Raw genomic sequence first — 10,750 nt, forward strand, 5'->3', positions numbered from 1 at the left:
AATCGGCTCAAATGCCGAATCGATCCGGAGATATAACCTGACGTGATGGACACCGCCGTACCTGCCACGCCCGCGTCCGCTTCGCCCATGGCCATCGTTGTATTGGGCGTCTCGGGCAGCGGCAAGACCACCATCGCGCAGGCGCTCGCCGCGCATTACCGCTTCCGTTTTCTGGATGCCGACGACTATCACAGCGTGGCCGCGCGCGCGCAGATGGCAGCCGGCCAACCGCTGACCGACGCCATGCGTCTGCCGTGGGTGGAACTGATGGCCGCCACCTTGCGCGAGCGCGTGCAGGCTGGCGAATCGGTGGTGCTGGCATTTTCCGGATTGCGCGGCACGCACCGCCAAATGCTGCGCGGCAGCGGCGTACCGATGCGCTTTGTCTTCCTGCATGCGGCGCCGCATGTGATTGCCGCACGCCTGAGCGCACGCGCCGGCCACTTTATGCCGCCCAGCCTGCTCGACAGCCAGCTGCAGACGCTGGAGCTGCCGTTGGACGAGGCAGACGTGGTGTCGGTCGATGTGGACGCGACCGTGCCGGAGGTGGTGCGCGATGCGATTGCGCAGCTGGCGCTCAACGCTCCCGCTGCAGTGCATGCAGCTGCGCACTTACCTCAACGTCCATAACGCGCAGAGCTCACCACTGGCCCAGCCCACCGCTGAGCGTGCGCTCGATTGTTCCTTCCCCCATCGGGAGAAGGTGGCGCGAAGCGCCGGATGCCGGTGCGTGCAAAGCCGTGCGCGGCTTGGATACATCGGGGTCTGGCCCCGTACCCTCAGCCCACTCCCTCTCCCGCGGGGAGAGGGGCTTTGTGGTGGTCTCACTGATTGGTTTGCGTGCCCATCGAGAGTCGGTGACGCGCCACGCTGGGTGGCGCTGGCAGTACTTCATAAGACTGCAATCCGCCGCACAAGGTGGCGCAAAATTTCCTGGTTACTTTTTGCAAACCCATGAATTACGGACGAATTTAACACTGTCGCGTTGAATCATTTTTTCTATTGCACTCGTGCGAAATAGTGATGATTCAGCACTATTTGTGCGATTAACGCACGTGCTGAACGCAAATTTTTCGAGCTGGTACTACCAGTGACGAACGGACCCGACCGTTGCATGAATACAGCGGCGCGCGGGTGTTGCGCGGACACGGCAATCGGCCATCTTCACCACGCAGATCCGGGGGGATCCAGCGCTTCCTTCCATCAATGGACATGCCGTGATGACCAACTCCAATCGCCGCTTGCGGTTACGCAGTTTGACGCTCATTCCCTGCCTGCTTGCCAGCGCAGTGGCTTTCGCCCAGCCCGGCCCCGCTACCGCACAACAGTCGGTTTCATCCCTGGATGCCCAGGCGTTCGCGCGCTCCGGTCGGGTGTGGAGCGCATTCGGCAGCAACCTCCCATTCGCGAGCCCCAGCAGTTGGCCCACCGCCGGCGGCGGTTACCTCAACGCGCGCTTCGCGCCGGGTGAGTGGAAGATCAATCGCACCACCGTCAAAGGCCTCAAGCCGGCCTGGACCCTGACCACCACCGGCGACATCTCGGCCACGCCGAGCGTGGAAGGCGGCACCCTGTATGTGCCCGACTGGGGCGGCACGCTGTATAGCGTCGACACCCAGACCGGCAAGCCGAACTGGCAGGCCAAGCTGTCCGACTACACCGGCAATGCCGCCTCGGTAACGCGCAACACTCCGGCCATCAGCGCCAAGAGCATCATCGTCGGCGACCAGGCTGCAGGCACCGTGATGGCGATCGACAAGAAGACCGGCAAGCTGCTGTGGAAGACCACCGCCGAAGCCAACCCGCAGGCGCGCATCACCTCCTCGCCGGTGATCTACGGCAACCGCGTCTACGTCGGCATCTCCTCGGGCGACTGGGGCAATCTGGCGCCCAATCACACCTTCAGTTTCCGCGGCAGCGTCGTGGCGCTGGATCTGAACACCGGCAAGCTGCTGTGGCAGTTCTACAACGTGCCCGAGGGCTACACCGGCGCCTCGGTATGGGGCCAGGTGGCGATCGACCCGATCAGCCGCCGCCTGTATTTCGGCACCGGCAACAACTACAACATTCCGCAGAGCGTCGGTAACTGCGTGTCCAATGCGCGTTCTTTCCGTGGCAGCGAACTCACCGTGCAGGACGAACTGAACTGCATGGCGCCGGATAACTACGTCGACTCGGTGGTGTCGTTGAATCTGGACACCGGCAAGCTGGTGTGGGCCGACCGCGCACAGGGCTATGACGCGTGGAACCTGTCGTGCATCGTGGCGCCCACCAACGGCCTGTGCCCCAATACGCAAGCAACTAACCTGACCGGCCCCGATTACGATTTCGGCGGCGCGGGCGTGCAGCTGTTCACCGTGTGGCGTGACGGCAAGGCGCAGCAGGCAGTCGGTGCCGGGGCCAAGAGCGGCACTTACTGGGCGTTCGATGCCAAGACCGGCGCCAAAGTGTGGTCGACCCAGGTCGGCCCCGGCGGCACCACCGGCGGCGTCGAGTGGGGCACCGCGTTCGACCCATACAAGTCGCAGATTTATGTGGCCATCAACAACAGTAGCAACGCCACCTACACCCTGGGGCCGGACAACACCGTCACCCACAACGGCGGCTCGTGGGCAGCGTTGGATGCAGCCACCGGCAAGATCAAATGGCAGGTCAAGGTGCCTGGCATCAACCGCGTCAACCCGACCGTACCGGCCGGTGGCCAAGGCTCGCTGACGGTGTCGCCGAACCTGCTGTACGCCGGCTCGATGGCCGGCAACATGGTCGCCCTCGACACCGACACCGGCGCCACGCTGTGGAACTACGACGCCACCGGTTCGGTCATCAGCTCGCCGGCCGTGGTCAATGGTGCGCTGTACTGGGGCGCCGGCTACGGCCGCTTCAACTTCGGCACCGCCGCGACCAGCAATCAGCTGACCAAGTTCGTGCCGGAGAGCGGTGCGGCCAAGTAAGCGGTTAGCACATGCTCTGCGTTGCGTGATGCGCAGTGAAAGCAAAACAACGACGCCGCCTTCGGGTGGCGTCGTTGTGTGTGGGGCTGGAGAATCGATATGGCAGCGCATTGATGCGCGTATGTGCTGTTTGCTGTTGCTGTTTCCTGATTGAGTATGGAGACTGCGCCACGCAATGCTCTGTATTCAATGCCGTGGCGTGATCGCAGGACAGCGTCGTCGCTCGGTGGCACGATCATGGACAGCGTACGTAAGACAGGTGCGTGCGGCTGCAGCGATCGGCATGCCGACACAGTCTTGTTGCGACGCATGGAAAGAAGCGCCGCGTTCTTGATCGACCGCAACATGCGCGTACAACGCGCGCTACACCACAAGCGTAGGTCATGCCGCTACAGCCGCGTGACCTGACAGAGACGGATCTGCCCCGCTTCCAGCCCATGCGCTTCTGCCGCACGACGGCGCAACGCACACACCAGTCCGGCGGCATCCAGAACGCCATCGGCAGGCACCTCCACGCTGTGAGCGAGCTGCCCCCATAGCACCGGCCGACCATCGCAATAGCCTTCGTAGTCGGCGAAGTAATGCAGCTGGTGCGGCTCAGGTGCCGACGTGGACATCGCCCTGAATCTCCGTGCAGCCCAGATGTTCCAACGCGATTTCCAGCCCCAGCAGATAGCTCTGCGCGCAGTAACCGCGCACCGTCGCCACGCACTCGCCCAGACCTGCCGGCAGGCAGCGCTCCGGCCGGTCCGTACTGTCGTCGTGCGTTTCCACATAGGGATAGCGCAACGCCGCCAGCACCCGATGCAGGCGCACGCTGTCCACGCAACTGCCCGGATCGATCAACGCAATGTCCATCCGCGCCTGCCCGGCCACGCGCAACGCATCCAGCAACTCCTGCTCCGACCCGCAGGCGCGCAACGCCACCGTCTTGCCTGCATCGCCGGCACATTGCACCAGCTGCCGGATCACGGCCCGCGGCAACGGCTGCGGCCCACGCACCCGCGGCGATAACGCATCGGGCCCACGCACGATCATGATCGACATGCCGACGTCCTCAGGCAGCCACGCGCAACGGCGCGTGCAACGACGGCAGACAGCGCGCGGCAATGCCCAACGACATCGCATACGCACGCGGCGCATCGTGCGGCGCAATCACCACCGCCAACGGCGCATGCTGCGGATGCAGCCACGGCTCCAGCTCCTGCGCCGCATCGGCATGCAGCTCGATGTACGGCGTGGGCAGCGCATCCACCGCCGCACGCAAGGCCCTGGCACAGCTGCGCTCGCATAACGGCAGATCGCCCGAGTCCAGCAGCACCAGTTCCACCTCTGCATCGCCACCGGCCAATTGCAAGCTCGCAATCAAGCTATCGACATCGGCGCACGCCACCGTCCGCAGCGCACGCCCATCACACTCGGGCGACATGACCGGCAACGCTGGCGCCGGATCGGCCTGGGGACCTTGCAAAATCAGGATACACATCGTGTTTGGCTCAACGCACCACTGTGCGGGAGTGCCAAGGTAGATTTGTCGGGCGTAAACAGGCTAGGCCCGCACCACTGCGCGGGCATAAAGAGTACGTAACCGCTTGCCCTCACCAGTCGAAACCGCACGACGTGCAAGTGATGACGGTGCTCAGCGCACATGGGGCTGAAAAACGTTTACGCAGTGGGAACCTGGTTCCGCAGGGCGGGCACTTACCGCCTACACATTTTCGAGTAGTCGATTGCCAGCGCTACTATTAGCAACAATTCCGAGAAGAAAAACAGCTTCACTGTTTTGGTGAATGCCAAATCCACTCCAGACCATTGGAGTATCAGAAAGAACGCGCAAAACATGATTATGTAACCGACCTGATAAACGACAAGCCTCCTAAGCCATCTTCTCCTCGCAGCCCTCATGCTGTGCTCGCTCTCCTGGACTACCTGGAAAATCATTTTGCAACATCACTTACAGGTCAATCACAAACCAGTCCGCCTGGCGTTCTTTCTTACTACCACTCGGAAGATACACGCCGACGCAAGCGACATAACCTTTTATCCACGCAGCAAGATCTGCAAGCTACAGGCGGCAGACTTCGCAGATGGGCCAGCAGCTTCCCGCAAGCTAACTGTCGCCCCCTACTTCTCCCGCCGCCAATTCACAGACCCCTTGGTCTCCACCGTGCTGGATTCGGCTTCCACATCGAAGCCGCGGCTGAGCAGGTACTTCAGCGTCAGCACCGAGCCGCCGCCGATCATCGAGACGCCGTAGCCGACGTACAACCTGGGCGAGAGGTATTTGCCGAATCCCACCACTGAGCCGAGCGTGCTGGATTGGCTGACGCCGGCTTCGTCCAGGCCGAGCTTGGCGCCGATCTGCGAGGCGATCAGGCTGCTACCGGCCGACAGTGCGGCCGAGGCGGCGCTGACTTGCTGGGTTTCGTCGCTGCTGGCGGTGGACAGGCCGCGGCCGAGCACCAGGTACGACAGCGCTTCGGATTGCGACATCGCCGGCTCCGACCACACATCGGCACGTGGCGATTCGGCGCGGCCGCTGACGTCGATACCGGCGGTGACATCGCCGATCTTGCGTTCGGCGCGCAGGCTCACGCGCGGGTCGGAGACGATGTTGTTGTTCCAGGTCAGCTGGCCGCGGCTGATGGTCAGGTCCTGGCCATAGGCCTTGTAGCGGCCACGCACATCCAGCCCGCCATTGGCGGTCATCTCGCGCCCCGGGCGCGCGCGGATCTGCATCTGCCCGCTGAGCCCGCCCTTCAGGCCGAAGCCGCTCATGTTGACCTTGTCGCCCAGCACGATGGCCAGGTCCATATCCAAGAGCGAGGACGGCGCGGCTTGCGGGTCGACCGGGTCCAGCACCACCACGTCTTCGGACACCGAGGTGCCGCGATCCAGACGCTCCAGGTCGATATCGGCTTCGGGCACGGTGACCTTGCCGCGCAGCTGCATGGTGTTGTCGGTGATGCCGAACTGCATGTCCGGGTTGGCGATGACGCGCAACTCGCTGGTGTTGTAGGCCAGCACGTTCTGCCCGCGGATATTGAGCAGCAGCGGGGTGCTGGTACCGAACCACGACAGCCCGCCATCGACGGTGAGCGTGCCCTCGCCGGACTTGGCCGAGGCGGTGATCTTGGCCGAGCCGTCCGGCAAGGCGTCGAAGCGACCCTTGCCCTCGCTCAAGGTCAGGCCCATCGAGGGGTATTCGGCAGTGAAATCGCTCAGGGTGGCGTCGCCGCCGAGCAGCGGTTTGTCGCGGGTGCCGCGCAGGCTCACATGGCCTTCGACCAAGCCCTTGGGCCGCACCACATCGGCCACCACCAGCTCCAGCCAGTACAGCCGCGACATGTTGAGATATAGCTCGCCATTGAGCGGCGCGTACGCGTCCCAGCCAGTGTTGAATTTGGCATCGACGAAGCCCGCGCCCTGGAAGCCGACACCGAGCTTGCCCTGGATCTGCTGCGGGGTGAAATCGGCCTGCATGCTGAACTGGTCGTAGCGCAGCAACTCACCGCGATTGGGGTTGCCGGCCACTGCGGCGTAGCGGGTTTCGCCCAGGCGGATACCGCCTTCGGGCGAGGCGAGGCGGAAGCTGCCTTCCCATGCATTGCCGCGCGGCTTGAAGCTGCCGTCGAGTGCGAGCTCTCCGCGCAGATAGATCTGCCGACCTTCCTGCTTGGGCAACCACGGTTGCACCAACGACAGCGGCAAGGCGTCGCCATGCACCACCATGCCCTCGCGCGGCCAATTGGCGCTGGCGCACAGCGCGCCGCCGGTGGCCGCGCCCAGGCAGGTGTCGGACAGAGTGAACGCCGCGCCATCGGTGCTGAACTGCGCCGGCTGCCGTAGCGCCCACGCATCGCCCTTCGACGGTGCGATGCGCAGCGTGGCGACCTGGCCCTGCCAGCGGTCGCCATTACGGCGCACATCGCCCTGCAGCGAGACGCTGGCCATGCTGTTGGCGATATCGGCATCCAGGCGCAGCGCTTCCACCGCGCCGCGTGCCTGCACCCGCACGCTGTCCAGCACCACACCCGCTTCGATGGCAGTGCCCTGCAACGCCAGCTGCCCATCGCTGCCGCGCCACGGCAAGCGCCCACGCAAGCTGATGCTCTGCGCGGTGTAGGTGTTCCAGCGCAGGCCAGTGCCGGCGATGTCGGCGGTGATGTCCGGCGCATCGCGGCGGCCGCTGACCTGCAACTGCCCGCGCACGGCGCCGGTGGCGCCAGGCAGCACGTCGTCCAGTTGCAGCGGCTGCAGTTGCGCGGCGATCTCCAGCTGGTCGCCGACCTTGCCCTTGGCAGTGACGCGGCTATTGCCCAGCGATAGCTGCAGTTCGCCCTCGCCCTGTTCGCCACGCAGGGCGAACTTGCCGTTGGCCGCCAGCGCGCGCTGGCGCAGCTGGCCGGTCAGGCTGGGAATGTCGGCCGTGGCTTCGACGCCCGGCGAGACGCCACCGGCCGGCGCCGGCAGCTGCCGGCCCTGGGAGGCGATCTTGCCGGACAGATTGCCGTTCCAGCCCGGCGCGAAATAGCCCGGATCGAACTTGGCCAGCTGCGCGGTGACATCCCACTGCAGCTCCGGTGCCCAGCCCACTTCGCCAGTGACATCCAGCGAGCCGCCCGGCGTGGTGGCCTGCACCTGCTTGAGCTGCGCGCGTTGGTCGTTGCCACGGCTGTCGAACACCAGCGCGGCCTGCTGGCCGTCGCGCTCCACGGTGGCGCGGCCGATCGCGGCCCACGCTTTCAGCGTGCCAGCCACGCCCAGGCGAGCATCGATCAATTCCACCGGCACCACCGGCGCATCGGGGGTGGCCGGGTCGGTCGCAGGAGTGAAGCGCAGGCCCTTGGCATTGACCGCAAAACGGAAACTCGGATTCTGCGTATCGCGGAAGTCGGCGGTGCCGCGCAGCTGAGTGCGCCCTTCGAAGGTATCGATCACCAACGGTTCGACGGTCAACACCTGCTCCTGCAGGCTGATGTGCGACGGCTGCAAGGTCGCGCTCAGCGCGCCCTGTTTGACGCTGCCCTGCAGGTCGGCGTTACCGCCCTTGCCGGACGCGGTCAGGTTCACTGCGATCGGCGTGGCCGGTGCGTAGGTCGCGCCAGCGGCGGCCGGAATCAGCAGCGAGGTATCCAGTGCCTCGGTGACGGCCTTGAACGCCCAGGTCGGGTCGTTGCGGCCGGTGAACACCAGGCTGGCCTGCAGCGGTGCCGGCGCGCGGCCGGCGATGGCCACTTCCATCTTGTCCAGGTCACCGCGTGCGACCAGGCCCAGGCTGGCCGGCGTGCGGCCACGCGCAGCCGGCAGCACTGCGGTGGCGGTGAGATCGGCGTGGTAAGCGTCGTTCGGAATGTAATCCCCATGCAGGCGGAAATCGCCCATGTCGGTATCGATCACCAGATCGCGCGTGCGCAGTTCGCCGGTGGCCACTTCCAGCCCGCCCTGCATCTTGTGCAGCACGATCATCGGCTGTTGCAACTGGGTGATGCGCAGGTTCTGCACATCGATCTTGTCGGCCTGGATCGCCAGCGGCACCTCGATCTGCGGCAGCGACTCGGGCCAGCTGGGGAGCTTGAACGGTTCGTCGCTCTTGCCCAGGTTCAACGTGGCGTTGCTCACCTGCACTGCGTCCAGCTGCAGCTTGCGGCCGAGCAATGGGCGCAGATCCGGCTCCAGGTACACGCGCTCGGCGGTGAAGTGGATGTCCTGATACCTGAAGTCGACATTGCGCAAGGTCAGCGGGCCGGCCACCGGGCCTTCGACGCTGCCGTAGCTGAAGCTGGCACCCACCGGCAGGCGCGCAACCACCTGCGCCAGCAACACGTCGCGCCCGGCCACGGTCTGCAGCAACCAATAGAGCGCGATCAGGGCCAGCAGCACCAACCCGAGCACGGTCAGCCCCGAGCCCACCCAGAACCGGCGCCGGCGATAAAAACGCGCGCGGCGCGGTGCGGCAGGTGGCGTGGGTGTGCTCACAGGTTGGCCCCGATATCGATGTAGAGCTGAAACTGCGAGTCAGGGTCGTTCAAGCCGTGTGCGATATCCACGCGCACCGGCCCCACCGGCGAACGCCAACGCAGACCGAAGCCGATACCGGTATGCCAGTCGGGCCGGTCGTCGAAGGCGCTGCCGCTATCGACAAACACCGCTCCGCCCCACGGGCCGCCCTTGAGGTAATGCTCGTACTCGGCGCTACCGGTGACCACGTTCTTGGCACCGAGCGCAAATTCGTCCGGTCTGGGCGTGCGTGGGCCCACTTCGCGGAAGGCGTAGCCGCGGATGCTGTTGGCGCCACCGGCAAAGAAGCGCAGGCTGGGCGGCATCGCCACCAGATCGCTGGTCCAGGTGCCGCCGCCTTCGCCGCGCAGGATCACCCGCCCGTTCTCGCCGGCGCCCAAAAACCAGCGCAGCTGCCCATAGAGCTGGCCGAAGTTGGTGTCCGAACCCGCACCTTCGGCGCCACCACGGATCAGCGCCTGGCCCGATACACCGCTACGCGGAAACAGCCGGTCGTCGACATTGATGTAGTTGGCCTGCAGCTGCGGATAGATCAGCGTGGAGGTTTCGTACACCGCGCCTTCGAAATCGTCGCCGCTGCTGAACCGCCAGCGCTCGCGCAAGGCGTTGATCGAGGCGATCGCGCTCCAGCGCTCGTTGATCTGGCCGCTGCGGCTGCCGGTGAGTTTGACGTTGCGCAGGTCGATGTATTCGGTCTGCTCGTCGTACAGGCGCGCCGAGGCGGTATACCAGCCGTCGAGCCAACGGAACGCCGGCACCCGGTAACTGGTGGTCAGGCTCTTGCGGTTCTGCGCGTAATCCAGCTGCGTGTCCATCTTGTGGCCACGCGCATTGACATAACGCCGCTCCACGCCGCCGCGCACACCGGCGCCGCTCTCGCTGCCGTAGCTCAGACCGGAGGTGTAGACGGTGCGCTTGGCGCGGGTGAGCTTGACGTCCACCGGCACGCGGCCATCGGCATCGGCGTCTTCGGGCTTGGGCTGGATATCGATGGTACTGAAGTAATCCAGCTTGGTCAGCGACTCGCGCAGCCGATCCAGCTTGCCTTCGTGGTAGTAGCTGCCCTCGTCCCAATAGACCAGCGGGTCGAACAGGCCATCGCGAAAGTAGTCGTAGTCGAAGCGCACCTTGCCCATGTCGTAGCGGCGGCCGCTATCCCAATTCAGGTCGATGTCGGCGGCGTGTTCGGCGCGCGTCACCGCGACCCGGCGCTGGGTGAAGTCGGCGTCGAAGTACCCACGCTCGGCCAGACGCCGGGTGATGCGCACCTTGCTGGCTTCGTACTGCGGATGACTGAAGACCTGGCCTTCGCGCGGCTCGAACTGTTTGAGGTCCTGCCCCAGATAACGGTCCTGCTCGGCCCAACCGGTGATGGAGATATGCGAGGTACGTACCCGGACCGGCTCGCCACGGTCCACCGTGATCACCACCGTCACCTTGTCGCCGTTGCGCGGCGCGGCCAGTTCGATGGTCGGCGAGTAATAACCGAACGGCTCCAGTGCCTCGCGCGTCTGCCGCTCCGCCTGCGCAAGCAGGTACTCCAATCGCGATTCGCCCTGCTCTTTGCCGACGGCCTCATACAGAGACAGGGAGACTTCGATGTTCTCGATCATCTCGGCATCGTCGCCGTCGTCCAGCCCTTTGATCTCGATCTTGTCGATGGTCGCCCGGGCAGCCGCTTGCAGCGGAACGAACAGGGTGCACAGCAGGGAAAGAGCAAAGACGGCTTTAAGCATCGGCAAAGGATACCCAGCCTTGGCGTGAAGGGACAAAAAATC

At 64.9% G+C, this 10,750-nt stretch carries 7 protein-coding genes; 2 read left to right on the forward strand and 5 right to left on the reverse strand.

Annotated elements, in window-relative coordinates:
- Positions 1–45 precede the first annotated feature (45 nt).
- Positions 46–630: a gluconokinase gene (locus tag XdyCFBP7245_RS08030; protein ID WP_104615172.1), complete on the forward strand. Its 585-nt coding sequence runs from the start codon at positions 46–48 to the stop codon at positions 628–630.
- A gap of 590 nt (positions 631–1,220) precedes the next feature.
- Positions 1,221–2,951 carry an outer membrane protein assembly factor BamB family protein gene (locus XdyCFBP7245_RS08035; RefSeq protein WP_104615173.1) on the forward strand — a complete coding sequence of 577 codons (1,731 nt, stop codon included), beginning with the start codon at positions 1,221–1,223 and terminating at the stop codon, positions 2,949–2,951.
- A 389-nt stretch (positions 2,952–3,340) separates the two neighbouring features.
- Here the strand turns inward: XdyCFBP7245_RS08035 and XdyCFBP7245_RS08040 are convergent, their stop codons facing one another.
- The 5 genes from XdyCFBP7245_RS08040 to XdyCFBP7245_RS08065 form a co-directional block, all read right to left on the reverse strand.
- Positions 3,341–3,568: a hypothetical protein gene (locus XdyCFBP7245_RS08040; RefSeq protein ID WP_170068566.1), complete on the reverse strand. Its 228-nt coding sequence runs from the start codon at positions 3,566–3,568 to the stop codon at positions 3,341–3,343.
- Positions 3,549–3,998, reverse strand: coding sequence for a type II 3-dehydroquinate dehydratase (locus tag XdyCFBP7245_RS08045; protein WP_170068567.1), 450 nt, complete (start codon positions 3,996–3,998; stop codon positions 3,549–3,551). Before XdyCFBP7245_RS08045 ends, XdyCFBP7245_RS08040 begins: the two co-directional genes overlap by 20 nt.
- A gap of 10 nt (positions 3,999–4,008) precedes the next feature.
- Positions 4,009–4,437, reverse strand: a complete 429-nt coding sequence (locus tag XdyCFBP7245_RS08050; RefSeq protein WP_104615174.1) for a hypothetical protein — start codon at positions 4,435–4,437, stop codon at positions 4,009–4,011.
- Between the two features lie 638 nt (positions 4,438–5,075).
- Positions 5,076–8,930 carry a translocation/assembly module TamB domain-containing protein gene (locus tag XdyCFBP7245_RS08060; protein ID WP_104615176.1) on the reverse strand — a complete coding sequence of 1,285 codons (3,855 nt, stop codon included), beginning with the start codon at positions 8,928–8,930 and terminating at the stop codon, positions 5,076–5,078.
- Positions 8,927–10,708 (reverse strand): autotransporter assembly complex protein TamA, encoded by a 1,782-nt coding sequence (locus XdyCFBP7245_RS08065; protein ID WP_104615177.1) that lies wholly within the window; start codon positions 10,706–10,708, stop codon positions 8,927–8,929. Before XdyCFBP7245_RS08065 ends, XdyCFBP7245_RS08060 begins: the two co-directional genes overlap by 4 nt.
- Positions 10,709–10,750 lie beyond the last annotated feature (42 nt).

Source organism: Xanthomonas dyei, assembly GCF_002939865.1.
GTDB classification, from domain to species: domain Bacteria; phylum Pseudomonadota; class Gammaproteobacteria; order Xanthomonadales; family Xanthomonadaceae; genus Xanthomonas; species Xanthomonas dyei.

Excerpts from the sequence above, each read along its gene's own strand:
- XdyCFBP7245_RS08030 (WP_104615172.1), top strand. The coding sequence starts at position 46 with ATGGACACCGCCGTACCTGCCACGCCCGCGTCCGCTTCGCCCATGGCC.
- XdyCFBP7245_RS08035 (WP_104615173.1), top strand. The coding sequence starts at position 1,221 with ATGACCAACTCCAATCGCCGCTTGCGGTTACGCAGTTTGACGCTCATT.
- XdyCFBP7245_RS08040 (WP_170068566.1), bottom strand. The coding sequence starts at position 3,568 with ATGTCCACGTCGGCACCTGAGCCGCACCAGCTGCATTACTTCGCCGAC.
- XdyCFBP7245_RS08045 (WP_170068567.1), bottom strand. The coding sequence starts at position 3,998 with ATGTCGATCATGATCGTGCGTGGGCCCGATGCGTTATCGCCGCGGGTG.
- XdyCFBP7245_RS08050 (WP_104615174.1), bottom strand. The coding sequence starts at position 4,437 with ATGTGTATCCTGATTTTGCAAGGTCCCCAGGCCGATCCGGCGCCAGCG.
- XdyCFBP7245_RS08065 (WP_104615177.1), bottom strand. The coding sequence starts at position 10,708 with ATGCTTAAAGCCGTCTTTGCTCTTTCCCTGCTGTGCACCCTGTTCGTT.